This window comes from Novosphingobium sp. FW305-C-111, from assembly GCF_058783565.1.
Genome location: NZ_JBYSYP010000008.1, coordinates 148,843 through 174,600, shown reverse-complemented (window position 1 = coordinate 174,600; position 25,758 = coordinate 148,843). Strand labels below are relative to the sequence as shown.

Below are 25,758 nucleotides of genomic sequence, written 5' to 3'. Positions count from 1 at the left end.
GCGCTTTTGGCCTGCCCACCCCTAACTCCTCCCGCCTGCGGGAGGGGAACAGGTGAGCCTGACACCCCAATGGCTCGACGAACTGCGCGTCCGGGTCACGTTGTCCGGCGTCATCCAGCGCACCACGCGGCTGACCAAGGCGGGGCGCGAGTTCAAGGCGTGCTGCCCGTTCCATAACGAGAAGTCGCCGAGCTTCTACGTCAACGACGAGAAGGGTTTCTACCACTGCTTCGGCTGCGGGGTTCACGGCGACGTCATCCGCTGGATGACCGACCAGCGGGGCCTCGCGTTCATGGACGCGGTGAAGGAGCTTGCGGCGGAAGCGGGGATGGAGATGCCCGCGCTCGATCCCCGCGCGGCGAAGAAGGCCGAACAGGCCAAGACCCTGCACGACGTGATGGCCGCCGCGCAGGCGTTCTTCGTCCACTCGCTGGCCGGCGAACAAGGCGGCGCGGCGCGGCGCTACCTCGCCTCGCGCGGCTTTCCGGACAAGGTGGTGCGCGAGTTCGGCTTCGGCTTCGCGCCGGACAGCCGCACCGCGCTGAAGGAGGCGCTCGCCCAGTTCCCCGACGAAATGCTGATCGAGGCGGGCCTCAGGATCGTGGTCGAGGGCAAGGAACCGTACGACCGGTTCCGCGGCCGCCTGATGCTGCCGATCCAGGACGCCCGCGGGCGGCCCATCGCGTTCGGCGGCCGCATCCTCGACGCGCAGAAAACAGATGCCCCCAAGTACCTGAATTCGCCCGACACGCCGTTGTTCGACAAGGGCCGGACGGTCTACAACATCCACCGCGCCTCTCCCGCCTCGCGCCAGACGGGCCGGGTGGTGGTGGTCGAAGGCTACATGGACGTCGTCGCGCTCGCCGCCGCCGGGATCGGCGAGGCCGTCGCGCCGATGGGCACCGCGCTGACCGAGCACCAGATCGAGCGGCTGTGGCGGCTCGTCGAAACGCCGACGCTGTGTTTCGATGGCGATGCCGCCGGGCAGCGCGCCGCCATGCGCGCCGCGACTCGCGCCCTTCCCCTGCTCCGCCCGGGCCACAGCTTGCGGATCGTCACCCTGCCTCAGGGCATGGATCCCGACGACGTGGTCAAGAAGCAGGGCCCGCAGGCGATGGAGGACCTGCTCGGCAGCGCCCGCCCGCTGGTCGAGGTGCTCTGGGAGGCCGAGCGCGATGCCCAGCCGCTCGCCACGCCCGAGGACAAGGCCGGGCTCAAGGCGCGGCTGCTCGCGCATTGCGAGACGATCCAGCACCCGGATATCAAGGCGCTGTACCGCCGCGACCTGCTCGAGCGGTTCGACGCTCTGGCCTTTGCGCGGCGCGAACGGCCGCCGTTCCAGCCGGGCCAGCGCGGCAAGCCCGGACAGCGCGGACCGTGGAAGCCGGCGCCTGCGCCGCTCGCCCCGGAAGCGGCCGCCAGGCTCAAGCGCTACGGCGAGGGCGACAGCCTGCTCGCTGCCGTGATCGCGGGCTTTATCGCGCACCCCGGCGAGCTTCCCCGGCACGCCGAGGCCCTCGCCCGGCTTGCCACCGCCGATGCCTGGCTCACCGCGCTGCTCGACCAGCTGGTGGAGCTCGCCGACTCGCCCGGTCGCCTTGAAACCCCGCAGGTCCTGACCATATTGGAACAGCGGCGGCTGCGGCCTCCGGCAGCGGCAGACTATTCGGGAATGCGATTCGGTTTCCTCGGCCCCGGCGACGATGCCCCGGCCGAGCTCGCCGAGGCGTTGTCCCTGCTGGTCGAGCTTCCGGCGGTCGAACAGGCGCTGGATGCAGCAACGCGGCGGCACGAAGCGGACTTTTCGGAGGAAACTTTCGCCGAACAGCAACGATTGCGCGAACGAAGGCTGGCCTTGGTCGCGCGTTTGGGGCAAATGGCCCGCACTCGTGCTGGATTATAATTATAGCAAAGCCGGCCGGGTGGCGGGCGCGAACTGGTGGTACCGGAACTAGATGACCGACAAGCAGGACGGTGGTGACGCACCGCTGATCGACCTCAACGACGCTTCGATCAAGAAGCTGATCGCGCGCGCCAAGCGCCGCGGGATCATCACCTATGACGAACTGAACGAGGCCCTGCCCCAGGACCAGATGTCGTCCGAGCAGATCGAGGACATCATGGCCGCGATCTCGGAGATGGGCGTCAACATCGTCGAAAGCGACGAAGACGCGCAGGATCCTGAAGAGCAGGCGAACGACGATATCGACGAGCCGGATCCCATCGGCACCGATCGTCCCACGGTCGAAAAGAAGAAGGAAACGATCGAGCGCACGGACGATCCCGTGCGCATGTACCTGCGCGAGATGGGCGCGGTCGAGTTGCTCAGCCGCGAGGGCGAAATCGCCATCGCCAAGCGCATCGAGGCCGGCCGCGACACGATGATTTTGGGCCTGTGCGAAAGCCCGATCACCTTCCACGCGATCATCCAGTGGTCCGAAGCGCTTAACGCCGGCGAGATGCAGCTGCGCGAGATCCTCGATCTCGACGCGATGCTGTCGAAGGCGCCCGAGAACCTGCCCGACGAAGATTCGGACGAGGAACCGGAGATCAGCGCGGCCACCGCCGGCCCGACCTTCAAGGAAGAGGAAGAGCCCGAGGAAGAATCGGTCGACGCCGACGAAGAGGACGAGGACGGCATCGAACGCCGTGCCCGCCGCCCGGTCGAGGAAGAGGAAGAGGACAACACCCTCTCCCTCGCACAGATGGAAGCGCAGCTGAAGCCCGAGGCGCTCGAGAAGTTCGCCGCCATCACCTCGCTGTTCCGCCGGTTCGAGAAGATCCAGGCCGAACGCCTCGATTCGCTCGGGCTTGGCATCGATTTTCCGGCGACCAAGGAAAAGACCTACCAGCAGCTGCGCGAAGACCTCACCGCGCAGGTCGAAAGCGTGCAGTTCCACGCGACCAAGATCGAATACCTGGTCGACAACCTCTATGCCTTCAACCGCCGGCTGACCGCGCTGGGCGGGCAGATGCTGCGTCTGGCCGAACGCCACAAGGTCAACCGCAAGGACTTCCTCGACAGCTACGTCGGGCGCGAGCTCGATGACGCATGGCTCGAATCGATGGCCGGCAAGGACAAGAAGTGGGCCGCGTTCGCCGCCAACGAGGCCGGCGGGGTCGAGCGTATTCGTGCCGAAATCTCCGACATCGCCAGCGCCACAGGCATGTCGCTCGGCGAGTTCCGCCGCATCGTCAACATGGTCCAGAAGGGCGAGCGCGAGGCGCGCATCGCCAAGAAGGAAATGGTCGAGGCGAACCTGCGTCTCGTGATCTCGATCGCCAAGAAATACACCAACCGCGGCCTGCAGTTCCTCGACCTGATCCAGGAAGGCAACATCGGCCTGATGAAGGCGGTCGACAAGTTCGAGTATCGCCGCGGCTACAAGTTCTCGACCTATGCAACGTGGTGGATCCGGCAGGCGATCACCCGCTCGATTGCCGACCAGGCGCGGACCATCCGCATCCCGGTCCACATGATCGAGACGATCAACAAACTGGTCCGCACCAGCCGCCAGTTCCTCCACGAGCAGGGCCGCGAGCCTACGCCGGAGGAAATGGCCGAGCGGCTTTCCATGCCGCTCGAAAAGGTCCGCAAGGTGATGAAGATCGCCAAGGAGCCGATCAGCCTCGAAACGCCGATCGGCGACGAGGAAGACAGCCACCTCGGCGATTTCATCGAGGACAAGAACGCGATCATCCCGGTCGATGCGGCGATCCAGGCGAACCTCAAGGAAACGGTCACCCGCGTCCTTGCCAGCCTCACCCCGCGCGAGGAACGCGTGCTGCGCATGCGCTTCGGCATTGGCATGAACACCGACCATACGCTCGAGGAAGTCGGCCAGCAGTTCTCGGTCACCCGCGAACGTATCCGGCAGATCGAGGCGAAGGCGCTGCGCAAGCTCAAGCACCCGAGCCGGTCGCGCAAGATGCGCTCGTTCCTCGATCAGTGAGCGGCCTTGGGCTTCGCGTGTCAGGCGGAGCCGGGCACTTGCCGATCCACCGTCCTGAGATCGATCCCTCGCGTTTCACGGCAGAACACCGCCACCAACCCGAGTGACAGCAGCAGCGGTGCCGCTACGATGGCCGCTGCGACGCCGAGCGGCGGGACCAGCGCTGTGATGCTCAGTCCCTGTGCCATCAGGCCGCCGGCCTTGCTCAGCGCGGCAACCCAGCCGGTCGCCCTGCCGCGGATGCGCAGCGGATAGCTTTCCGCTGCATAGGGCAGCAGGATCGCCAGCATCCCGTTCGTGCCCACGATCAGTAGCGCAAGCACCGGGATCGGCGAAATTCCGAGTCCCATGTCGAGCGCGAGAACGCCCGCAAGCCCGACCATCGTCAGCGCGCCGGTTGCCGCCAGCGACCATTTGGTGCTCCACCGGCTGTAGGTGAGCGACACGGCGAAGGCCAAGGGGAAGGCGATCAGCGCCGATTCGGCAATCAGCCTCGATGCCGCCGCCATCGGCACCCCGCGCGCGACGAGATCCGCCGGCAGCCAAAGCAGCAGGCCGAAATTGATCAGCCCCCAACTGAGCGCCATCGTGCTCAGCGCTGCGGTAACCCCCGCAACGCCCGGCGACCAGATGCCGCCCTGATGCTGGCCGTGCTCGATATGCACCGGCGCGAAGTCGACGTCCTCTTCCTCGTCTCCGTGGGTGTGGCTCTGCGTCCCGAAGCGGTCCATCACCGCGCGCGCCTCTGCCCGGCGACCGCGGGCCAACAGGTACTTGGCCGATTCCGGAATGAACCGGCCGAGTGCCAGCAGCATCAGCCCGGTTGGCAGGTTGATCAGCCAGAGGATCCGCCAGCTCCATTCGGGCACGAGCCACGCCGAGAACCCGCTCGCCGCGAAATAGCCCCCCGCCGCGCCCAGCCCGCCCACCAGCACCAGCGCCCAGCCGCGGTGGCGGCTCGGCATGATCTCGGCGAGCAGGGCGTAGGTTACCGGCAGCATTCCGCCGGCGGCCGCACCCATCAGGAAGCACATGACGATGTTCCACCACAGCGATGGCATCGCCCCGCAGATCGAGGTGCCGACGAACATGATCGCCGAAAGCATGATCGTCGCCTTGCGGCCATAGATGTCGGCGGCGATGCCCCACAGGATCGAGCCGGTGACGGTGCCAGTCAGCGCCGCGAACGGCACCAGCGCGGCGGTGGACTTCGGCACTCCGTATTCCGCGGTCATCCCCGGCATGATGAAGCCGAGCGAGGCGGGCTTCATGACGTCGATCACCAGCGCGATGACCAGCGCGGCCATCAAGCCCCAGTGCGCGGACGAGAGCGGCGCATCCTCGGGCGCGGCCACGCTGATGTGGCGCGACGCCTCGACCTGCGCGGCAATGTTCCGGGGAAGCATGCCAACGATCGACATGACGATGCCGGCGACGATCAGGCCCATGCCGATGATCATTTCCGCGTCCATCATCATGCCCGACAGGCGAAAGCCGTCCATCCGGCCCATCCAGTACATCGGCAGGTGGAGCACCACGCCGACGACCACTGCGGCCGTCCCCAGCCAGAACAACAGCATGCTGGACCGGTCCCGCAGAACCATGATGCGACCTCCCCTTCGCGGCGCCTCGCTTGTTTTCCTCGACCGCCGCCGTGAATGTTTTGCACGAGGCCGCCTCCGCGACAAGCTGCCCGCCCGATCCGCAGTCGTATGCGCGGGCGAGTCTAAGGACTCGCATCTCACCGCGCCTGCCAGTATGGGCGCGCCATGCGTATCGCCATTGCTTCCGACCATGCCGCCGTGGACCTCAAGGCGGTCCTTCGCGAGTACCTGATCGGCCTCGGCCACGAGGTTGCCGATCTCGGCCCCGAGACGGCCGACCGTGTCGATTATCCGGACTATGGATACAAGCTCGCCTCGGTCGTTGCCGAGGGCCTGGCCGAGCGCGGGGTCGCGCTGTGCGGGTCCGGCATCGGCATCTCGATCGCCGTCAACCGCGAGCCGGCCTGCCGCTGCGCACTTGTCTCCGAACCGCTGTCCGCCGCCCTCGCCCGCGAACACAACGACGCCAACGTGATCGCCATGGGCGCGCGCCTGACCGGCGAGGACATGGCCAAGGCCTGCCTCGACGCGTTCCTGTCCACCGAATTCGGCGGCGGCCGCCACACGGGCCGCGTCGCCAAGCTCTCCAGCCCCAGCTTCTGAAGGATCCCAGACCGATGAGCACCCTCGCCGCTCCCGCCATCCGCAAGCCCGGGTTCTTCACAGAAGGGCTCGCCAGCGCGGACCCCGAAGTCTTCGCCGCAATCGAGAACGAGCTCAAGCGCCAGCAGACCAAGATCGAGCTGATCGCGAGCGAGAACATCACCAGCCGTGCAGTGCTCCAGGCCACCGGCTCGATCTTCACCAACAAGTATGCCGAGGGTTATCCGGGCAAGCGCTATTACGGCGGCTGCGAATACGCCGACGTTGTGGAAACGCTGGCGATCGAGCGGGCCAAGGCGCTGTTCGGATGCCAGTTCGCCAACGTCCAGCCCAATTCGGGCAGCCAGATGAACCAGGCGGTGTTCCTTGCCCTGCTTCAGCCGGGTGACGTGTTCATGGGGCTCGACCTCAATTCGGGCGGGCACCTCACCCATGGCTCGCCGGTCAACATGAGCGGCAAGTGGTTCAAGCCGGTGTCCTACGGCGTGCGCGCCGACGATCACCTGATCGACATGGACGAGGTTGCTCGCATCGCCCGCGAGCACAAGCCCAAGCTGATCATCGCCGGCGGCACCGCCTATTCGCGCGTTTGGGATTTCCAGCGCTTCCGCGAGATCGCCGATGAGGTGGGCGCGTGGCTGCTGGTCGACATGAGCCACTTCTCCGGCCTCGTTGCCGGCGGCGCGCACCCCTCGCCCTTCCCCCATGCCCACGTGGTCACCAGCACGACTCACAAGTCGCTGCGCGGCCCCCGCTCCGGCATCATCCTCACCAACGACGAGGACCTCGCCAAGAAGTTCAACTCGGCGGTGTTCCCAGGCCTGCAGGGTGGCCCGCTGGTCCATGTGATCGCGGCCAAGGCTGTCGCCTTCGCCGAGGCCTTGCGGCCTGAATTCAAGGCTTACGCTCATCAGATCGTCGACAACGCTCGCGCGCTGGCGGAAAGCCTCAAGCGGCAGGGCCTGAATATCGTCTCTGGCGGCACCGACAACCACCTGATGCTGGTGGATCTCACGCCCAAGAACGTCACCGGCAAGGCGGCCGAGAAGGGCCTCGACCGCGCCTACCTCACCTGCAACAAGAACGGGATCCCGTTCGACACCCGCTCGCCGTTCGTCACGTCCGGCGTGCGGCTCGGCACCCCGGCGGGCACGACCCGCGGTTTCGGCGTCGAGGAGTTCAACCAGATCGGCGAACTGATCGCGGAAGTTGTCGACGGAATGAGCCGCAACGGCGATGATGGCGACGGCCAGGTCGAAGCCCGGGTCCGCGCCCGGGTCGAAGAACTCTGCGCCCGTTTCCCCATCTATTCCGAGGTATAAAGCACATGAGCAACGATCTGCCCCAGCGCGCGAAGGAAGAAGCCGCCGGCATGGCGAAGCAGGGCATGGCCCATCCCTCGACCAAGCCGGTGCTCGCCGGTGTTGCCATCGGCGCGGTGGCTGGTCTGCTGCTGCCGGTGGTGACGATCCCGCTCGGCATGGTGGTCGGCGGCGGATTTGCGTTCTGGCAGCGGATCAAGCGCTGAATGCGCTGCCCGTTCTGCGCCCATGACAGCAGCCAGGTAAAGGACAGCCGGCCGAGCGAGGACAACACCTCGATCCGCCGGCGCCGCCAGTGCGAGGCTTGCGGGGCGCGGTTCACGACCTTCGAACGGGTTCAGCTGCGCGAGATCACCGTGGTCAAAAGCGGCGTCAAGGGAGAAGACGGGCGGCGAGAGCCGTTCGACCGCACCAAGATCGAAACCAGCGTCGCGCTTGCCGTCCGCAAGCGCGGAATCTCGCAGGAGCGGATCGACCAGCTCGTTTCCGGCATCCAGCGCCAGGTCGAGACGATGGGCGAAAGCGAGATCGCCAGCCAGACCATCGGCGAGATGGTGATGGATGGCCTGCGCCAGCTCGACAGCGTTTCCTACATCCGCTTCGCCAGCGTGTATCGCGACTTCACCGAGGCCCGCGACTTCGAGGAATTCGCCAGCAGTGTCCAGGAAATGAGCGGGCGCGAGGTCGGAGGCGAATGAGCCTGCCACCCGTAATTGTCCTCGTTCGCCCTCAGCTTGGGGAAAACATCGGCAAGGCCGCGCGCGCGATGCTCAATTTCGGGCTGACCGAGCTGCGCATGGTCTCACCGCGCGATGGCTGGCCCAATCCCAGCGCCGGTCCGGCCGCCTCGGGCGCGGACATCGTGCTCGAGCGGGCGCAGGTCTTCGAGACGCTCGGCGAGGCGATTGCCGACTGCACGAATGTCTACGCTACCACCGTGCGCAAGCGCGGCGTCACCAAGCCGGTCGTGACGCCGGAGCAGGCGGCTGGAGAGATTGTCCGCCATCCTGGCCGGAGCGCGCTGCTGTTCGGGCCGGAGCGGTCAGGCCTGGAAACCGACGACGTCGCCGTGGCGCGGGCGATCCTCACGGTCCCGATCAACCCGGAGTTCGGCTCGCTGAACCTTGCCCAGGCGGTCATCCTCTGCGCCTATGAATGGTCCAAGACACAGGCGCTGGCACAGCCTACGATCGAGTACCTGCTCCCCCCTGCCCCGCAGGAGGAGCTCGACGGCATGATTGCGCAGTTCGAGGAGCTGCTCGCCCCGCGCGGGTATTTCCGCCCGCCCAGTCGCGCCGCGGCGACCCGGCGCACCCTGCGCAACATGCTGACCAAGCCGGGCTGGAACCACCTCGAGGTGCGGACCATGCGCGGCGTGCTCAGCGCCATGAGGCGGCGTCCGGATGACGGCGAGGCGTAAAGTCGTTCGTCGAAAACCGTGATTCGTTGCGTTCGAAACCGTATCGACAATCCCGGCAATAACGCGATAATGCACGCTGCATTGCAGTAAAGTCAGGACAAATCGTGATTTCTTTCCGCCTCGCGCTTCTTCCCCTTGCCTTCGCCGCCACTCCGGTTCTCGCCGAAACAACCCAGCCCGCTGCCAAGAGCGAAGTGGCTGCGGCCGACAAGAAGGTCTGCCGCTCGGTCGCCACCACCGGCTCGAACATGCGCAAGCGCATGTGTATGACCCGCGCGGAATGGGCACAGATCGATGGCACCAATGGCGAGAATGCCGAGCGTGCGATGGATTCGAAGCGCGCCGGCGGGATGAACAACGGGCTCTAATCGCCCGCGTTGTTCCGCTCCCACGCCTGCATTTCATAGGCGATGGACGCTTCGACCAGCCGCTCCCAGAAGTCGCCGACCAGGCCCACGGGCACGCCCAGTTCGAACGCTGCTGCGCGAGCGGCAGCGATGACCTGGGCCTTGCGTTCTTCGTCGCGGACCTGCGATCGCTCGGACTTGATCCGGGCAGCAGCACGCATGTAGCCGAAGCGGCGGGCCAGGAGTTCGACAAGCTGGCGGTCGAGCTGGTCCACGCCGGCGCGGACATCGATCATGGTCCGGCAATCGTCCGGATCGAGCGTCTGTGACATGGCTCGCGATATGGCGGTTTGCGCCGCGCCTGTCGAGCATCTGGGAATGCCTGGTTTTGCTTGACCTTGGCGCTTTCCTCTGCTTAGGGCGCGCCTTCGCAATTGGCCTCGCACCCCGGTGAAGCGGTGGCCGCATTCCGTGAACGGCGGAATGGTGCGGTTCCGGGTTGAAAGCTGGCCATACCGGCCGGCCGCAGCAAATTGAAGGAACGGTAGCGCCATGTCGAAGCGCAATTCGTCGAAGTACAAGATCGATCGCCGCATGGGCGAAAACATCTGGGGCCGTCCGAAGAGCTCGGTCAACCGCCGCAGCTACGGCCCCGGCCAGCACGGCCAGCGCCGCAAGAGCAAGGTTTCGGACTACGGCATCCAGCTCCGCGCCAAGCAGAAGCTCAAGGGCTACTACGGCGAAGTGACCGAAAAGCAGTTCAAGCGCACCTACCAGGAAGCCGCCCAGATGAAGGGCGACACCGGCCAGAACCTGATCGGCCTGCTCGAGCAGCGCCTCGACATGGTGGTGTACCGCGCCAAGTTCGCGCCGACCATCTTCTCGGCCCGCCAGATCGTGTCGCACGGCCACATCTACGTGAACGGCGTGAAGTGCAACATCGCCAGCCGCCGCGTGCGTCCGGGCGACGTCGTCAGCCTCGGCAAGAAGGCCAAGGAAATGGCCCTGATCGCCGAAGCGCAGAGCCTGCCCGAGCGTGAAGTGCCCGACTATGTCGCGCCCGACGGCACCGACAAGATCACTTTCGTCCGCGTCCCGACGCTCGACGAAGTGCCCTATCCGGTCAAGATGGAGCCGAACCTGGTCGTCGAGTTCTACTCGCGCTGATCCGGCATTCCGGCATCATTGCCAGACGCAGAAGGCGGGACGAAAGTCCCGCCTTTTTCGTATGTTAGCCGAAAACTCGGAAACAAAAATATTTACCATGAAGTGACCGTGCGCACGGGAACCTCACCCCCGTCGTGGCATTTGAAACGCCATGACCATGTATCGCTTCGTCACCGACAACCGTGCCGGCAAGTGGTATGCCGATCTCCGCACCGCCCAGCAGCAGGCCTGCGCCATCGGCGCCGGATTTCTCGAGAGCCGATCCGGCATGTTCTACCAGTATGCCGGGACACGTCTCGAAGTGCTGGGCGACGATGTTCTGGCCAGCCCGGCGCAGCCCATGCAGGACATGGCAGCCTGAGCGTCGCCAAGCTGCGCCCTTGACGGGACAGCGAAGGGTTCGCTTAGCTGCCGGGCGTGCAACAAGCTCCTCCCTTCGTTCATTCGCTCGAGACACCGGCGTGATCCTTGGCGCAGTCCTCGCCGGAGGGCGCTCGTCCCGTTTTGGCAGCGACAAGGCCCTGGCGATGTTGGACGATCGCACCTTGCTCGAACGTGCGGTGGAACGCCTGCGCTCGCTTTGCGATGTGGTCGTCGTGGTCGGCCGGACGGAAGCGCCGGCCGAAACGTTACCGGACTGGCCGGCTCCCGGCGGAGGTCCGCTGACAGGTCTCGCCGCCGCGCTCCGCCATGCCGAGGCGCGCGGCTACGCGTCTGTTCTGAGTTGCGGGGTCGACAGCATCGGCCTGCCCGACGATCTGCTCGAACGACTGTCTCCCCCGCCCCGCTTCGTCGCGGCGCAGCCGGTGGTCGGGCTATGGCTTGCAAGTGCGTCGACCGCGATCGCCGATCTGCTGATCAGCGATCGGAAACACTCGATGAAAGCGCTGGCAGAACTGGTCGGCGCGACCGGCATTGCGCTTCCCGAAGGCCTGGCCAACGTCAACACGCCGAGTGACCTCGCGGCGCTACGCGCGGCCGCAAGGACCGGAAACTGACCGACCAGCGTGTATTGCGCACCGGCTGGATTTCGTGCTGCCATTCCCACCTTGCCCGTCCCGTCAGACAATACTGCAACTCGACTGTACAGCGCCGGAATAGTCCTTTTCGCAAGCCGCTGACGGCCACGGCTTGGCCCCGCCGATCCTGAAATCGACCTAACCAAACAGTAACATTGCGCCCAGCCTGCCGACAGGCCGGAGCGCCGATAAGGGCTGCGACGGTTCGGCCATGTCGAACCAGGTCCCAAGCCCCCTTGGCCGAACCGTCAACCCCACTACAGCGGGATGCGGCGTTTGGCCCGACCAGTCTTTCTCGATCCCACCGGCCAGCGGCGCCGCAGGGCGCGGCTCACAGTGCTGACTGCGCTCGTTCTCCTGGTCCTGGCGAGCATCGCCTTTGCAACGACGGTGGTGGACGTTCCCGATCCCGCCCCGCTGCCCATCGGGTACGAGCGGCTGTCGCCCCTGCCTTTCAAGGCCCAGGTCAGCCGCCTGCGCCACCGCGCGAGCCAGATCCTCCACGGGCGCAAGCCGGCAACTCCGCTGGCGGACAGCTCAGCCAAGCCATTGACGATCGGCTTCTTCACGACCTGGAGCGACGAGAGCGTCCCCTCGCTGCAGCGGCATGTCGACCAGCTCGACTGGATCGCGCCAACCTTGCTGTCGCTGGACCCGGCGGGCCACCTCGCGGCGAGCGACAGTCTCGAGATGCGCCGCATCCTGACCGCTTCGCTGCATCATCCGCTGGTGGTTCCGGTCCTGCAGAACGCCAGCAATGGCGTATGGTCCGGCGGAACCGCCGCAGCCGTAATGCGTGACCCGGCCCGCCGCGCGGCGCTGGTCCGGTCGATCGCCGATTATGTGGAGCGCAGCGGCTCCGCCGGGATCATGTTCGATTTCGAGAACCTTCCGGCAGGCAGCCAGAAAGACCTCGTTACTCTCGTCCGCGAGACCCGTGCCGCCCTCGCACCGCGCCAGCGGGTTGTCGCCGTCACCATGCCGATCGACAGCCCGGACTGGCCGGCCGCTGCCCTCGCCGGTGCCGCCGACAAGGTCGTGCTGATGGCCTATGACGAGCACTGGCAAGGCGGCACGCCCGGCCCGATCGCGTCGGATGGCTGGTTCGCCGACAATCTGGTCCGGGTCATGGCCGGCATCCCGCACGACAAGCTGGTCGTCGCGCTCGGCAATTATGGATACGACTGGCACGACGGGAAGGCCGATGCGCTGACCACCGAGGAAGCGTGGCTCGCCGCGCACGACAGCGGCGCACTGCCCAGGTTTGACAAGGCCAGCAGCAACGTCGGCTTCTCGTTCCTCGACGACAGTCACCGTCACGATGTCTGGATGCTGGACGCCGCATCGAGCTGGAACCAGATGCATGAACTGAGCCGGCTGGGTCTCGGCAACGTCGCTCTGTGGCGACTGGGCAGCGAAGACCCCGGCTTCTGGCCCGTGCTCGGCGCGTGGCGCAATCACCGCGACCTGCCCGATCTGACGCGCATCAATCAGCAGACCAATGTCGACGTCGAAGGACAAGGCGAGATCCTGCGCATTGCCGCAACGCCATCCGCGGGCAGCCGCAGCCTTGCGCTCGATCCGGCGAGCCGCATGGTTCGGGACGAGACCTATCGCGCCATGCCGACGCCCTATGTCGTCCAGCGGACCGGTGCCCGCGACAAGCTGGTGGCGCTGACATTCGATGATGGCCCGGATCCCGTCTGGACCCCGAAGATCCTGTCGATCCTCGAGTCCGAACACGTCCCCGCGAGCTTCTTCATCATCGGCGAGAACGGCGTCGAAAACCGCGGCCTGCTGAAGCGGATGGCGGCCGACGGAGACGAGATCGGCAACCACAGCTACACCCACCCCAACATGGCGGAAGAAGCCGACGGCGGCATCAACCTCGAGCTCAATGCGACCCAACGCCTGATCGAGGCGTTCACCGGCCGCTCCACCCGCCTGTTCCGTGCGCCCTACTTCGGTGACGCCGAACCCACGACCGCGGACGAATTGGGACCCGCGCTGATCGCACAGCAGCACGGCTACACGGTCGTCGGCCTGCACGTCGACCCGGGCGACTGGAAACGCCCCGGAACCGATGCCATCGTCCAGCAAACCATCGCCGAGATCGAGCACCCAGATCCCGACCGTTCCGCGAACGTGGTCCTGCTCCATGACGGCGGTGGGGACCGTTCCCAGACCGTCGCCGCCCTGCCCGCGATCATCCAAAGGCTCAAGGCGGACGGATACCGGCTCGTCCCAGCGTCGACTCTCGCCGGGCTGGACCGCGATGCGGTGATGCCGCGCGTCGAAGGCGTGGATCTGGCGATGGTGCGCGCCGACGTGTTCGCCTTCCTCGCGATCGGCGGGGCGATCGGCGCGCTCAACTGGATATTCTTTTTTGCCATCGCGCTCGGCATCGTCCGCGCGGTGGGACTGGCGATCCTCGCTCGAACCGCCAAGCCTCCCCTGCCGAAGCCGGGCACTGGCGAAACGCCGAGTGTCACCGTCATCATCCCCGCCTACAACGAGGAAAAGGTGATCGAGGCCTCCGTTCGCCGGATCCTTGCGAGCACCTGGCCGGATCTCGAGATCATCGTCGCCGATGACGGCTCGAAGGACCGCACCAGCGCGATCGTTTCAGAAGCGTTCGGGACGGACCCGCGCGTCCGCCTGCTGACGCTGACCAACGGCGGCAAGGCCTCGGCGCTGAACCGGGCGATGGCACTGGCGGGAGGCGAGATCGTCGTCGCGCTCGACGCCGATACCCAATTCGAACCGGACTGCATTGCACGGCTTGTCCGCTGGTTCGCAGACCCGAGGATCGGCGCCGTCGCGGGCAACGCCAAGGTCGGCAACCGCGTCAACCTCGTGACCCGCTGGCAGGCGATCGAGTACGTGACGGCGCAAAACCTCGAACGCCGCGCCCTCACCCGGTTCGATGCGATCATGGTCGTCCCCGGAGCAGTCGGCGCGTGGCGGCGCAGCGCGCTCGAAGCGGTCGGAGGATATCCGGAAGACACGCTGGCCGAAGACCAGGACCTCACCATTGCGGTGCAGCGCAAGGGCTGGAAGGTCGCGTATGACGAGGACGCCGTGGCGTGGACCGAGGCGCCCGAAACCTTCGCCGCCCTTGCCAAGCAGCGCTTCCGCTGGTCGTTCGGGACGCTGCAATGCTTGTGGAAGCACTGCTCGATCCTGCGCGAAGGACGTCCCGGCGGCCTCGCCTTCGTCGGCTTCCCGCAAGCCTGGCTGTTCCAGATCGTGTTCGCCGTGGTCTCCCCCCTGATCGACCTCGCGCTGCTCGTTTCGATCATCGGAACGGTGGTTCGCATCCTCCAGCACGGCTGGGCGCAGACCCAGACCGACGTACTCCGGATGGCGCTTTACTGGACCTGCTTCACCGCGATCGACCTCGCCTGCGCCTGGGTGGCGTACCGGCTCGACGTGCGCGAGCGGCGGGTTCCGGCCATCCTGCTGATCGCCCAGCGCATCATCTACCGGCAGCTGATGTACAGCGTTGTGATCAGGGCCTGCTGGGCGGCGATCGCGGGGCTCGGCATCGGATGGGGCAAGCTCGAGCGCACCGGCAGCGTCACGACGCCCGCGCCCGCTGCAGCCATGCTACCCCAGCGGCAACCGAACGGCCACGACGAGCCCGCTCGCCCCGTCGTCCCGGCCTGACAGCGCGATGGCGCCGCCGTGAAGCCGCGCCACCGCGGCGACCATGGCGAGGCCCAGTCCTGCACCCGGACGGGTCCGCGCATTGTCAAGCCTGACGAAGCGTTCGGTCGCGCGGTGAAGATCGTGATCCTCGATTCCCGGTCCGTTGTCCAATACTGCAAGGACTGCAAAGCCTGGGTCCCGCCGGACGGACACGGTCACCCGGTCCCCGCCGTACTTCAGCGCGTTGTCGATCAGGTTGGCCAAGGCTCTCGAGAGGAGTTCGCGGTCCGCCATGACCCGCACCGGTGCGGTTTCGGCAGACAGGCTGATCCCCGATTGCTCCGCCAGCGGCTCGTAGAGCTCCACAAGGTCTTCGGCGACCTCGCCCAGGTCGATCGCCGTGCGGCGGTCGGGCGTGGTCCCGCTTTCCAGCCGGCTGAGTTCGAGCGCGGTCGAAAGCATCGCCTCGAGCGCCTCCGCGTCGGAGCGGGCCAGTTGCAGCGCATCGAGCCCAGCCCCCGGCTCGACCGTGGCCATCGCCGTGTCGATCGACGCCCGCAGCCGGGCAACCGGCGACTTGAGATCATGTGCGAGCGCGCTCGACACCGAGTGCAATTCGTCGAGCAACGAGCCGATGCGCTCGGCCATCAGGTTCATCTGCTGGCGCAAGTGATCGAACCCGTCGCCGCGCTGCTCGTGGGGAAGACGGACAGCGAAATTCCCTGCCGCCAGCGCCTCGGCCGTCTCCGCCAGCGCGTGGGTCCGACGGCTGATCGCATAGCCGACCAGCAGCGATGCAATGAGCGCGAGCAGGCCGGTCAACAGCACGGTCAGCCCCAAGGCCTCGGCAAAGGCAATGTCAAAGCCGCGATCCGGCGCGGCCGAGGCCCCGACGATCAGGCGCGAGCCGTCCGAGAGCAGCGTCCCGGTGGCGACGCCCTCGGTGTCGGCCTGCCCGCCGCTCTCGCGGACACGAACCGCGTGGAGGACGCCGTCCGCCGGGACGTCCAGCGGGGCGGCAAGATTGCTGGATACCGCAGGCCCGCTACCCGTCACGCTGACGAAGACCAGCGGGTCGGACACGCCGCCTCGGCTTTCGTTAATCGTCTCCGCCAGCCGCTCCCGCCCGCCTTCATAGTAAGCGGCGAGCAGATCGTCGCGGAGGTCAAGCACCTGCCGCGCCCGGTCGGACTGCACCACCTGCAGCATCTGCGTGCGCAGCAGGTAGATCGCGGCCGTTCCAGACAGGACCTGGACAAGGAAGATCGCGGCGACCAGCCGCGCAACGGTCGAAGTGAGCAGCCGGCGCAACTCAGTCCGCCGAAAGCCGATAGCCGGCACCGCGAACCGTGTGGAGCAGCGGTTGCTCCTCGCCGTCGTCTATCTTGCGCCGAAGGCGGCTGACATGGACGTCGATCACGTTGGTTCCGGGGTCGAAGTGATAGTCCCAGACCGCTTCGAGCAGCATTGTACGCGTCACCACCTCTCCGGCATGGAGCATCAGGAACTCCAGAAGGCGGAATTCGCGCGGCTGCAAGGCAATCTTGCGCGGGCCCCGACGGACTTGGCGCGACAGGCGGTCGATCTCGAGATCCCCGCAGCGCAGCGTCGTCTGCTGGGGCGCGGCGTTGTTGCGGCCACGGCGCTGCAACGCATGGATCCGGGCCAGGAGTTCCGAAAAAGCGAACGGCTTGGCGAGGTAATCGTCCGCCCCGGCGTTGAGGCCGTCAACGCGTGCGTCGGTATCACCGAGCGCGGACAGGACGATGACCGGGGTGGTGATCTGCGCTGCCCGCAGCGCCCGCAGCACCGCGAGTCCGTCCATCCCCGGCAGCATCCGGTCGAGCACGATGGCGTCGTATTCCGCCCCGGTCGCATGGAACAGGCCGTCCCGCCCGTCAGCCGCGCGATCGGCGACGAAGCCTTGCTCGACCAGGCCGTTGGCGATGTAGTCGGCCAACCGCGTGTCGTCTTCCACGACCAGGACTCTTCCCGCCATTTCAAACTTCCTTGCAGTCGGACGATGGCGAAAGCCTAGCCCGGTGGTGGTCCGACGAACAGTCGTGATCGGCGGTGATCGATGTCAGGTAGGAGGGCTCAATCTCGCACGGCGGGCACCCGACCCAGGGTTACCCGCCGACGAGCCGGAGCAGGCGGAGAAGCGCGGTGCCGCCAGCGAGACCCGGCGGGAGGGCGATGTAACGGTTCTCCCAGCGCGGCGCGAACTTCTCCTTGTACCGGCGCAGCCCCTGGAAGTCGTAGTCGCGGGCGCCGAGGCCGAACAGCAGGCTCGCGCCGCGCGCCCACCACGGCGCCAGCCGCCCGCCGCGCATTCCAGAAAGGGGCGCGAGACCAAGATTGAAGCGCAAACCGCCAGCGCGCCCTGCACTCGCGATCAGTTCGCAGAGCAGCAAGTCCATGGTTCCGGGCGGGGCATCGGGTAGCTGACGCATCAGGTCCACCGAAAGCTCCTCGCCATCGCCCGATCGCCACAGGTTCGCGAAGGCGACCACGCGGTCTGCGGCGTCGAGAATCACGACGATGTCGCAGGTGCGCAAATAGCTCTCGCTGAACCAGCCGAGACTGAAGCGCTTTTCGCGCCTGCCGTGGCGTGCAAGCCAGGCGTCCGACACGGCGCGCAGGCGCTCGAGCCAGCCGGGCACCTCGTCGCGGGATATATCAACGACCCGAAGCCCTTCCCGCCGGGCGCGCGAGACGCCGTTCCGCAGCGACTTCATCCGCGCGCCCTCCAACGTGAAGCCACGCGGATCGACAATGGCCTCCTCGCCGTACTTGACCGGGTTCAGTCCCAGTTCGACCGCGAGCGGAAGGAAAGCATCACTGGCTTGGTAGATGCACAGACTTGCGCCTGCCAGGTCGCATTGCCGTCGCTGCTCCCACAGCAATTGCGGCCATCGCTCGTGCGTCCCGACCGGATCGCCCATGACGAACCAGGTCCGGCCGACCGGGCGGAACATCACGAACGCGTCTCCTTCCGCAGAGACCAGGAAGCGCTTGTCGCCGGTGAGCGCCAGCATCGCGTCGCTGCGGCCACACTGCTGCGTCGCATGCGCGAACACATCGCCGGGCAGGACCGGCAGTCCGGCGTCCACCGGTGGCCGCGACAGCAGCTCCCGAACCGCGAAACCGGTCATCAGCAAGCCCGTCGCCAAGCTGGCCCTGAGGAAGCGGGACACATCGGATCGCAGCGCGAAGCGCCACCAGGCGTCGCCATCGATCGCCGCGTGGCGATAGACAAATAGCCCCGCGATGATCGAACCCGCCACCGATACCGCCGCCGCGACGAGCCACGCCCGATTATGCGCGGAAAAAGCAGCAGTCGTCCGGCGGTAGAAGGCAACGCGGCACGTCCGCAGCAGGGCCGAAGCGCCCAGAAGCAAGGCAGCTTCCTCAAAATCGAGGCCCTTGCCCAGCGAGCAGGTCGCTCCAAGCAGAAGCAGCGCCTGCGCCGCGACGAACCCCGCCCGGCTGCGCTTGAGCAGCGCCGGTGCGACCAGAAGCAAGGCCGTGCCGCAGAGGCTGGCGGCCAGATGGCTCGCCTCGATCAGGGCGAGCGGAAGCACCCCGGACAAGGCCGCCAGCCGGTAATGCTCGCCAGGCAGCGTTCCGGAAGCCAGCAGCAGCAGGCCGCAGGCGAACGATACACCTGCCATGCCAAGCGGACCCAGCTCCATCGCCGCGCCCTGCCCCAGCCGGCGCAGCGGCCGTCCCAGCGGGGCCGCTTCGATCGCCGCATTGAGGACCAGCGAGGCTGCCAGCGGCAGCAGGTAGTAGATTGCGCGGTATGCAACCAGGCCCGCGGCGACGTGCGGATCGTGTGTGCCGAGGGCGACCAGGACGGTACCCTCGAAAACGCCGATGCCGCCGGGAACGTGCGTCACCAGACCGAGCACGACCGCGACGGCATAAGCCACGAACAGCTGGGGAAATTCGTGCAAGGGCACGGCCGGAAGCAGCACCAGCAGCGCGGCAGCGGCCAGCAGCAGGTCGAGGGCGGCAACGCTCAGCAGTCCGGCCACGAGCTCAGCGCCGGGTCGCGGGATGAACCGCTCCATCCGCCGCCCCAGACCGAAATCCAGCCCGGGCGCGAGCAGCAGGGCGGCGATCCCGGCCAGCAGGATGAGCCCCGCCAGCCGGATCGCCAGCGGGGAGAAAAGCGGCGCCATCGCCGCGATCTCGCCCGGCTCTGCGACGAGCGAGACGCCCGTCACCGCGACAATCCCGCCCCAGAAGGCGCATCCCGCAATCACGACGATTCGCGCCACCGTGGCGGGGTTCAGTCCTGCTGCACCATATATCCGCAGCCGCGCGGAGCCGCCGGTGATCGGCGCGAACCCCAGGTTGTGCGACAGGGTGTAGCTGGTGAACGCGGCCCGCGCCGCCGTGCGCCAACCGACCTTCTCGCCAAGGCTGCGCAAGGCAAGGCTGTCGTATAATGTCAGAAGCAGGTGGCTCGCCGCTGTCAGTCCGATTGCCGCGGCGATCCGCCATGGCGAGATCAGGCCGATCGCCGCCCCGATCGCCGCAGGATTGATGTGACCGGCCAAGTGTCTGAGTGCAAATCCGATGACACCCACGACCGCAAGCGCGGCGGCAACGGTCGCGACACCGCGCAGCGAGGGCGCCGGACGACTGAGGGTCGCCACTTGCGCTAGTCCCTCTGCCAGATCTGCGACTTGCAGAGGTACTGGCCGACCAGACAGCCCGCCACCTTGACGTGGTTCGCGTCGGTCATGTCAATGTGCGATGCGAACGTGCGGCCAAGGTCGGGGACGAGCACGCGGCCTTGCCAGCGCCCCTGCCCCACCGCGCGATAGCCGGAAAGCAGTTGCAGGCCGACGAGGCTCGGATATCCGCCATCGCGCGCGTCGGCTGCCGCTTCAGGCGTGGCCCGAACCACGGTGCCGCACAGCCTGTCGCCACACTGGGCGATGCGAACGACAACCGAGTGATGCGGGTTGACCCAGTTCCCGGTCAGGTTCGGGCCTGCCTGCGCCGAAACCGGCGGGGTCGTTGCAGCCAGCAGCGCGGCTACGGCGAGAGCAAGGCGAAGCCTCATGGCATGTCTCCCGGTGGATGAAGCGCGCTATGGACCACGGCCCGGTCCAGTTCGTCATGGTGGCCGAGCATCAGATGACCGCCCGGGATCGCGACCCGTGAGGCCCTCGCCATGACCGGAGAACGACAGAGGCTGTCGCTCTCTGCCGAACCGCTGATGCAGGTCACCGGCAAGCCCCGCAGCAGCGGGATCGTGTGCGCGGGATCCGCGTCGCCCGGGCCCCGGTAGAAAATCCCGGTGGGGTTGGCGTGGAAATACACCTCCTGGCCTGGCGCAATCAGGATGACTGAAGCCACGTGGCCGCGCAGCGCCTGTGGGAGGTGTCCGACGGTGACCCCGAGGATGTCCGCACCGAATGAATTGCCGACCAGGACGATCTTCGCCGCGCCGGTCTGGACAAGGGCCTGACGGAGGGCATTCGCGACCGCCCGGTCGGCGAACGCCTGATCTCGCGCCGAGCCGAAGAGGGCCGGCGAACTGACGGACACGACCGGTATCCCGGCCCGGACCAGCGCACCCACTACGCCGTTGCCGACGCCCACGCGCATACCCATGTCTCCCGACCAGTACACCGCGCCGAGCGGTGGAGGCCGGCCGTTCGATGGTTTCTCGTCGAAGCGGGTTGCCGCAGTCTCGAAATAGCCACCGACGGCCAGCACCGCCGCCAGCGCGAGGACGATGATGGCCGCAAAGGCAAGAAGGGACCTGAAGTGCTTCGCGGCCATCGCGGGACAAGATGCCTCGCAACGGATATCCGCGCTGTGGGTGTCAGGTTAATTCCCTGTCATGCGCGCCGAACGGCTGCGCCGGAATCCCGGCCAGTCCTACTTGTTCTGGCCCGGGCATGCGATCGCCGTAGTCGGCTGCTCCAGCCTGACGTCGCGCAGGGTCAACGACGTGCCTTTGCCCGCGCTCAGCCGCACGGGCGTGCCGACAGCGGCGAACGCCCCGGCATTGGCGCTGAAGCAGCGCAGCGGCACAAGCGATGTGACCCGCGTTCCCTTGGGCGCACTGGCGAGCAGCGGCGTCAGGTCAAGCTCCGTGCCCGCCAGAGCTAGCTGGACGGGCGCATTTGTGACGCTGTCGATTCTCCAGTCGAACTGCAGCGCGAACCCTTCGACTGCCTGACGGGAGAGGTCGATCGGCGGGCCGTCGATGGCGATGGCCCCTGCCTCATTCCAGAGGAATTGCCGTGCGTCTTCCTGTGCGGCGAGGTCAACGGAACGGGCCGTCACGCCACTGTCGGTCCCAAGGCGCCATGGCGAATGGGCTTGTCCGTGAAGGAAATACAGACTCTCGCTGGCCGATGCCGCCAGGTCGACCCGCGGATCCTCGTTCACCGGACCCACGGATTTCTTGCTGCGATAGGTCAGGCCGTAGCCCATCGGGAATAACGGAGCCTGGATTGGCGAACGGGCATCTTCCGGCCAGGCAAAGGGAAGCCTGCCGGTGAAGTCTCGTGCAGGCTTTCCGCTGCGGCGCGCAACGAGTACGTCCGCGACGCCCTGTCCCTGGCTACCCGGCAGCCACGCTGCGACGAATGCATCGGACAGGTTCATGGCCTTGCCCACGAACATCGGGCGGCCGGAGAGGAAAACCGAGACGACCGGGATGCCCTGCGCCTTCAGCCGCTCGATCAGCTGCTCCTCACCCGACTGCGCCCGGAAAGCGAGATCGGGCGCATCACCCTGGAATTCGGCATAGGGGCGTTCGCCGAAGACAACGATCGCAACGTCCGGCTTCGCGGCGAAAGTACCGTCGGCGGCAATGGTAGCCCTGCCGCCTCCGGCCGATACCGCGTCGGAGATTGCCCGGCCGATCGTCCGGCCTTTGGGAAAATCGGCCGTGGTCGTGTCGGTGCCCTGCCAGGTGATCGTCCACCCGCCGGCCTGCATCGCCATATTGTCCGCGCCGGGCCCGGCGACGAGCACATTGGCGCCGGGGCGGATTGGCAGGACCGAGCCGTTGTTCTTGAGCAGGACTAGCGACTTTGCTGCCGCTTCCCGCGCCAGCGCGAGATGCATGTCGGAACCCACCGCAGGGGGATTGGCACGCTCGGTAGGTACCGTATCCATCAGCCCGAGCTTGATCTTGACCCGAAGGATCCGCCGCACGGCATCGTCGATACGGCTCATCGGGATCGTCCCGTCGCGGGCTTCGCGCAGGGTGGATTCGTAAAGGCCCCTCCAGCTGTCAGGAGCCATCGCCAGGTCGAGCCCCGCGTTGAACGCAGCGGCACAGTCGGTGGATGTGCACCCCGGAACCTGGCCATGCCCGTTCCAGTCGCCGACGACCAGCCCGCGGAAACCCATCCGGCCCTTGAGCACGTCGGTCAGCAGGGCCTTGTTGCCGTGGTTCTTGACGCCGTTCCAGCTCGAAAAGCTGGCCATCACCGTCAGGGCACCGGCGTTGATCGCCGCCGGATAGCCGTGGGCGTGCACCGCAGCAAGTTCGCCTTCGGGAATGCGGGCATCGCCCTGGTCCTTGCCGCCCGCGGTACCGCCGTCCGCCACGAAATGCTTTGCCGTGGCAGCGACCCGGTCCTTGCCGAGTGGACGCCCGCTGCGCATTTTGCCCTGCAGTCCTTCGGTCATCGCCCTGGCATAGCGGGCGACCAGCGCCGGATCGGCGGAGTAGCCTTCATAGCTGCGGCCCCAACGCAGGTCCTGCGGGACGGCGAGCGTCGGCGCGAAAGTCCACTCGATCCCGCTGCCCGCCACTTCGCTCGCTGTCGCTGCGCCGATGCGCTGGATCAGCGCCGGGTCGTGCGCCGCGCCGAGGCCGATATTGTGGGGGAAAATGGTAGCGCCCGGCAGGTTGGAATGGCCATGGACCGCATCGACGCCGAACAGGATAGGGACGCCCGCACCGCTCTTGCGTGACGCCTCGCGGAATTCGCCAACCAGTTTCGCCCAGGTCGCCGCGTCTGCGCGCTCGTTCCCATAAGGACCCGAATTGCCGCCAGCGAGGATTGAGCCAAGAGGATATCGTTCCAGATCAGCAGGGGTGATCGAGCTGATATCGGCCTGGATCATCTGGCCGACTTTCTGCTCCAGGGTCATGCGCGACATGATCGCGTCGATCTGCGCCTCGGCCGCCTTGCTGCTGATCGTGGGCGGGCTCTTTGCCGCCGGCCAAAGCGTGACGTGAACCGGCGTTTCAGCGGAGGTAACGGACTGTGCCAAAACAGCCGCAGGGCACCCGGCGGCCAGAAGCAAACCCACGACGGCAAGGCGCTGCCGAACAGTAATCGAACCCACTCTCAAACCCTCTCTCACGCTCGTTGTGAACGTTCTCACGAGATGTTTGCACCACTGGGGCGCGAAGATCAAGCGTGCTCTTAGGGACGGTTCGGCAGTCTTATCAGGGACAAGGCCGCGACGATCGCCAGCAATGCCATGGCTATGAACATCGCGGAAAATCCAAAGCGCGGAACAAGGGTCACCGCAAACCATGGCATCACGAGCGACGGCACGGTGTTGGTGAGGTTAAACAGCCCAAGATCTCGTCCTCGCCGATCCGAACGCGGCAGGACCCGCAGCGTCTGCGCCGAATGCAGCGCCAGGAACACGGCACTCGCAAGCCCGAACAAGGCATAAGCAGCAATGGCCTCGGCCAGCGTCCTGGCCACCGCCATCCCGGCCAGTCCGACCGACGAGGCCAAAGCAGAACCGATGAGCGGCGCCAGCGGACGGTCGCGCCGGTCGGCCCATTGTCCGACGATCAGCGCAAGCGGCACGGACGCTACAAGGACCGCCGTAAACACGCGGGCGACCCGGCTGTCGCTCATGGCCGGATCGACCGACCGGAACCACAGGTAGAGATACGAAAACAGCGCCGCCTCGGCGACCTGCACCGCGAGCCGCGCGAACCACATTCTCCGGGCCAGAAGCACTCTTGCCGCCGAGGTCGGTCGGGCGCGGCCGTCCGCCGCTGGATCAGCCACCCCTTCCGGAAGCCGGTCGAAAAGGAGAAAAGGCACGACGCAGAGGCTCACGAGCAGCGCGACGAGAATCAGGCGGAAGTCTTGTCCCGACAGGCCCGGCCAGGTCACGAGCGTCGTCGACACCGCTCCCAGTGCCGGTGCAAACGCCAGAAGCCCGCCTAGCAAGCCCTTCTGGCTGTCCGGGACGATATCGCCGGCGCGGGCCGCGAGCGGCGCGAGCATGAGGTTCAGCGCGAGTTGCCACAGGCCGATGACCGCGATCAGGGCAGGCAGGCTGCGCGCTTGCCCTGTCAGGACCAGCAGGACCGACGACAGGCCAAGGCCCAGCGCGGTCCACATTCGTCGCCGCCGCGTGATGTCGCTCAGGTAGCCTGCGGCAATATTCCCGAAGCTCGAGGCGATCGCTCCGAAGAACGCGATGTAGGCGAGCCATGAGACGGATGCATCCGGTCCGGCCAGGGCCTCGACCTTGACCGGCAGCAGGATCGAAAGAAACGGAACATAGGCGATCGATCCGCCGCTCCACGCCAGCGCATAGAGCAACAGAAGAGCCGGCGAGAGGCGTTCGCGACGCCCCTCCGCGTCAGTCATTGCGGGATGGGACAGGAGCCACCGACGCTCTCTCGACCAGAGGTGCTGCGATGACAGTAAGAGTTGCAGGAGCTGGTTCGCCCTTCTGCGCTGCGATGATCAGTTCGACCGCCGCCGACGCGGTGGCCGCGATCGGCTGGTCGATCGCAGTCAGCGGCGGCTGGGTGAAGCGCACGATCGGGGTGTTGTCGAAGCTGACGATCGAAATATCGTCGGGCACTCCAAGCCCTTCGGACCGTGCGACCTCGAGCGTCGCCAACGCCATCTGGTCGTTGCTGGCGATGATCGCCGTCGGCCGGGGCGTTGCGGAAAGTAGTCGCCGCGCCGCGGCTTCGCCCGACGCATAGCTGAAATCGCCATGTTCGAGCAGACCATCGCAGCTCTGGCCCGCCGCTGCCATCGCCTCGCGCCAGCCATCGATGCGCCAGCCGCTGAGCTCGTAGTCCGGCGAGCCGGCGATGAAACCGATGCGGACATGCCCATGGTCGAGCAGGTGGCGCGTTGCGGTTATCGCCGAGCCCTTGTCGTCCATCGAAATGGGGATGCCCGAGCCGTTCTGCTGCGATCCGATCCGCACGAACGGAATATTCTGCCCGGCGAGAAACGCGACGATTTGCGGGTTGTCGGAATGCGGCGGGGTCAGGATGATGCCGTCCGGCTGCAACGCGGCGATCGCCGCCGACAGTTCGCGCTCCACATGGTCGCTGTGGGTGTCGACCAGTTCGACGATCATCCGGTAGCCATGTTCGGCACACTTGAGCATGCCGCCGAGCAGCATCTGGTCGACCCAGTCGGTCCCCTGCCGCGCGCGCCAGTCGGCAATGGTGCGGTCACGGTCGTTGACCGCAAGGATCAGGTACGAGCGCGAGCCGCTCATCCGCTGGGCCGCGATTGACGGAACGTAGCCGAGCTTGTCGATCGACGCCTGCACCCGCTTCTTCATTTCGGGGCTGACGCTGGACTCGTTGTTGATGACGCGGCTGACCGTCTGCAGCGAGACGCCCGCGTCCGCCGCAACGTGCTTGATGGTGACTGCCTGCCGCCGTCTCGCCATG

22 protein-coding genes are annotated in these 25,758 nt (G+C 66.7%); 12 read left to right on the top strand and 10 right to left on the bottom strand.

What is annotated here, in order from left to right; genetic code table 11:
* The first annotated feature begins 52 nt into the window (after positions 1-52).
* Complete coding sequence (dnaG, locus tag AC3WLD_RS11350) at positions 53-1,903, top strand: DNA primase (protein ID WP_492557071.1); 1,851 nt, start codon at positions 53-55, stop codon at positions 1,901-1,903.
* Positions 1,904-1,955: 52 nt separating this feature from the next.
* Positions 1,956-3,953 (top strand): RNA polymerase sigma factor RpoD, encoded by a 1,998-nt coding sequence (rpoD, locus tag AC3WLD_RS11345; RefSeq protein WP_492557070.1) that lies wholly within the window; start codon positions 1,956-1,958, stop codon positions 3,951-3,953.
* 20 nt (positions 3,954-3,973) lie between these two features.
* Here the strand turns inward: rpoD and AC3WLD_RS11340 are convergent, their stop codons facing one another.
* On the bottom strand, positions 3,974-5,557 hold the full coding sequence (locus tag AC3WLD_RS11340) for an MFS transporter (RefSeq protein ID WP_492557069.1): 1,584 nt from the start codon (positions 5,555-5,557) through the stop codon (positions 3,974-3,976).
* Between the two features lie 165 nt (positions 5,558-5,722).
* Here AC3WLD_RS11340 and rpiB point away from each other — a divergent pair, with 165 nt between their 5' ends.
* The 6 genes from rpiB to AC3WLD_RS11310 all read left to right on the top strand — a co-directional run bounded on the left by rpiB (position 5,723) and on the right by AC3WLD_RS11310 (position 9,270).
* On the top strand, positions 5,723-6,160 hold the full coding sequence (rpiB, locus tag AC3WLD_RS11335) for a ribose 5-phosphate isomerase B (protein WP_492557068.1): 438 nt from the start codon (positions 5,723-5,725) through the stop codon (positions 6,158-6,160).
* 14 nt (positions 6,161-6,174) lie between these two features.
* The gene (gene glyA / locus AC3WLD_RS11330) at positions 6,175-7,482 is read left to right on the top strand and encodes a serine hydroxymethyltransferase (protein WP_492557067.1); all 1,308 of its coding nucleotides are present in this window, start codon (positions 6,175-6,177) and stop codon (positions 7,480-7,482) included.
* 5 nt (positions 7,483-7,487) lie between these two features.
* A complete protein-coding gene (locus AC3WLD_RS11325) occupies positions 7,488-7,688 on the top strand; it encodes a hypothetical protein (RefSeq protein WP_492557066.1) in 201 nt (66 codons plus the stop codon).
* A complete protein-coding gene (gene nrdR / locus AC3WLD_RS11320; protein WP_492557065.1) occupies positions 7,689-8,180 on the top strand; it encodes a transcriptional regulator NrdR in 492 nt (163 codons plus the stop codon). It abuts the gene before it with no gap.
* The gene (locus AC3WLD_RS11315) at positions 8,177-8,902 is read left to right on the top strand and encodes an RNA methyltransferase (protein ID WP_492557064.1); all 726 of its coding nucleotides are present in this window, start codon (positions 8,177-8,179) and stop codon (positions 8,900-8,902) included. Before nrdR ends, AC3WLD_RS11315 begins: the two co-directional genes overlap by 4 nt.
* Positions 8,903-9,006: 104 nt before the next feature.
* Positions 9,007-9,270: a hypothetical protein gene (locus AC3WLD_RS11310; RefSeq protein ID WP_492557063.1), complete on the top strand. Its 264-nt coding sequence runs from the start codon at positions 9,007-9,009 to the stop codon at positions 9,268-9,270.
* Here AC3WLD_RS11310 and AC3WLD_RS11305 read toward each other — a convergent pair.
* Positions 9,267-9,581 carry a chorismate mutase gene (locus tag AC3WLD_RS11305; protein ID WP_492557062.1) on the bottom strand — a complete coding sequence of 105 codons (315 nt, stop codon included), beginning with the start codon at positions 9,579-9,581 and terminating at the stop codon, positions 9,267-9,269. The two genes, AC3WLD_RS11310 and AC3WLD_RS11305, sit on opposite strands and share 4 nt — an antisense overlap.
* Positions 9,582-9,801: 220 nt before the next feature.
* Here AC3WLD_RS11305 and rpsD point away from each other — a divergent pair, with 220 nt between their 5' ends.
* The 4 genes from rpsD to AC3WLD_RS11285 all read left to right on the top strand — a co-directional run bounded on the left by rpsD (position 9,802) and on the right by AC3WLD_RS11285 (position 15,104).
* Positions 9,802-10,416 carry a 30S ribosomal protein S4 gene (gene rpsD / locus AC3WLD_RS11300; protein ID WP_492557061.1) on the top strand — a complete coding sequence of 205 codons (615 nt, stop codon included), beginning with the start codon at positions 9,802-9,804 and terminating at the stop codon, positions 10,414-10,416.
* 151 nt (positions 10,417-10,567) lie between these two features.
* On the top strand, positions 10,568-10,777 hold the full coding sequence (locus tag AC3WLD_RS11295) for a hypothetical protein (protein ID WP_492557060.1): 210 nt from the start codon (positions 10,568-10,570) through the stop codon (positions 10,775-10,777).
* Positions 10,778-10,877: 100 nt separating this feature from the next.
* A complete protein-coding gene (locus tag AC3WLD_RS11290; RefSeq protein ID WP_492557059.1) occupies positions 10,878-11,414 on the top strand; it encodes a molybdenum cofactor guanylyltransferase in 537 nt (178 codons plus the stop codon).
* Positions 11,415-11,711: 297 nt separating this feature from the next.
* Positions 11,712-15,104, top strand: a complete 3,393-nt coding sequence (locus AC3WLD_RS11285) for a trifunctional glycoside hydrolase family 18/polysaccharide deacetylase/glycosyltransferase family 2 protein (RefSeq protein ID WP_492557058.1) — start codon at positions 11,712-11,714, stop codon at positions 15,102-15,104.
* Here the strand turns inward: AC3WLD_RS11285 and AC3WLD_RS11280 are convergent.
* The 8 genes from AC3WLD_RS11280 to AC3WLD_RS11245 form a co-directional block, all read right to left on the bottom strand.
* Positions 15,045-16,397, bottom strand: coding sequence for a sensor histidine kinase (locus AC3WLD_RS11280; protein ID WP_492557057.1), 1,353 nt, complete (start codon positions 16,395-16,397; stop codon positions 15,045-15,047). The genes AC3WLD_RS11285 and AC3WLD_RS11280 overlap by 60 nt on opposite strands.
* A gap of 1 nt (position 16,398) precedes the next feature.
* Complete coding sequence (locus AC3WLD_RS11275; RefSeq protein ID WP_492557056.1) at positions 16,399-17,085, bottom strand: winged helix-turn-helix domain-containing protein; 687 nt, start codon at positions 17,083-17,085, stop codon at positions 16,399-16,401.
* 130 nt (positions 17,086-17,215) lie between these two features.
* Positions 17,216-19,753: a bifunctional lysylphosphatidylglycerol flippase/synthetase MprF gene (gene mprF, locus AC3WLD_RS11270; RefSeq protein ID WP_492557055.1), complete on the bottom strand. Its 2,538-nt coding sequence runs from the start codon at positions 19,751-19,753 to the stop codon at positions 17,216-17,218.
* A gap of 5 nt (positions 19,754-19,758) precedes the next feature.
* A complete protein-coding gene (locus tag AC3WLD_RS11265; protein ID WP_492557054.1) occupies positions 19,759-20,166 on the bottom strand; it encodes a DUF2147 domain-containing protein in 408 nt (135 codons plus the stop codon).
* Positions 20,163-20,891 carry an AcvB/VirJ family lysyl-phosphatidylglycerol hydrolase gene (locus AC3WLD_RS11260; protein WP_492557053.1) on the bottom strand — a complete coding sequence of 243 codons (729 nt, stop codon included), beginning with the start codon at positions 20,889-20,891 and terminating at the stop codon, positions 20,163-20,165. Before AC3WLD_RS11260 ends, AC3WLD_RS11265 begins: the two co-directional genes overlap by 4 nt.
* A gap of 99 nt (positions 20,892-20,990) precedes the next feature.
* On the bottom strand, positions 20,991-23,351 hold the full coding sequence (locus AC3WLD_RS11255) for a glycoside hydrolase family 3 protein (RefSeq protein WP_492557052.1): 2,361 nt from the start codon (positions 23,349-23,351) through the stop codon (positions 20,991-20,993).
* A gap of 155 nt (positions 23,352-23,506) precedes the next feature.
* Complete coding sequence (locus AC3WLD_RS11250) at positions 23,507-24,703, bottom strand: MFS transporter (protein ID WP_492557051.1); 1,197 nt, start codon at positions 24,701-24,703, stop codon at positions 23,507-23,509.
* Positions 24,696-25,757, bottom strand: a complete 1,062-nt coding sequence (locus AC3WLD_RS11245) for a LacI family DNA-binding transcriptional regulator (protein WP_492557050.1) — start codon at positions 25,755-25,757, stop codon at positions 24,696-24,698. Before AC3WLD_RS11245 ends, AC3WLD_RS11250 begins: the two co-directional genes overlap by 8 nt.
* Between the last annotated feature and the right edge of the window lies 1 nt (position 25,758).

Coding starts and splice junctions, on each gene's coding strand:
- rpoD (WP_492557070.1), top strand. CDS start 1,956: ATGACCGACAAGCAGGACGGTGGTGACGCACCGCTGATCGACCTCAAC.
- AC3WLD_RS11305 (WP_492557062.1), bottom strand. CDS start 9,581: ATGTCACAGACGCTCGATCCGGACGATTGCCGGACCATGATCGATGTC.
- AC3WLD_RS11260 (WP_492557053.1), bottom strand. CDS start 20,891: ATGGCCGCGAAGCACTTCAGGTCCCTTCTTGCCTTTGCGGCCATCATC.
- AC3WLD_RS11250 (WP_492557051.1), bottom strand. CDS start 24,703: ATGACTGACGCGGAGGGGCGTCGCGAACGCCTCTCGCCGGCTCTTCTG.
- AC3WLD_RS11265 (WP_492557054.1), bottom strand. CDS start 20,166: ATGAGGCTTCGCCTTGCTCTCGCCGTAGCCGCGCTGCTGGCTGCAACG.
- AC3WLD_RS11340 (WP_492557069.1), bottom strand. CDS start 5,557: ATGGTTCTGCGGGACCGGTCCAGCATGCTGTTGTTCTGGCTGGGGACG.
- nrdR (WP_492557065.1), top strand. CDS start 7,689: ATGCGCTGCCCGTTCTGCGCCCATGACAGCAGCCAGGTAAAGGACAGC.
- AC3WLD_RS11295 (WP_492557060.1), top strand. CDS start 10,568: ATGACCATGTATCGCTTCGTCACCGACAACCGTGCCGGCAAGTGGTAT.
- glyA (WP_492557067.1), top strand. CDS start 6,175: ATGAGCACCCTCGCCGCTCCCGCCATCCGCAAGCCCGGGTTCTTCACA.
- AC3WLD_RS11325 (WP_492557066.1), top strand. CDS start 7,488: ATGAGCAACGATCTGCCCCAGCGCGCGAAGGAAGAAGCCGCCGGCATG.
- rpsD (WP_492557061.1), top strand. CDS start 9,802: ATGTCGAAGCGCAATTCGTCGAAGTACAAGATCGATCGCCGCATGGGC.
- AC3WLD_RS11275 (WP_492557056.1), bottom strand. CDS start 17,085: ATGGCGGGAAGAGTCCTGGTCGTGGAAGACGACACGCGGTTGGCCGAC.
- AC3WLD_RS11245 (WP_492557050.1), bottom strand. CDS start 25,757: ATGGCGAGACGGCGGCAGGCAGTCACCATCAAGCACGTTGCGGCGGAC.
- AC3WLD_RS11315 (WP_492557064.1), top strand. CDS start 8,177: ATGAGCCTGCCACCCGTAATTGTCCTCGTTCGCCCTCAGCTTGGGGAA.
- rpiB (WP_492557068.1), top strand. CDS start 5,723: ATGCGTATCGCCATTGCTTCCGACCATGCCGCCGTGGACCTCAAGGCG.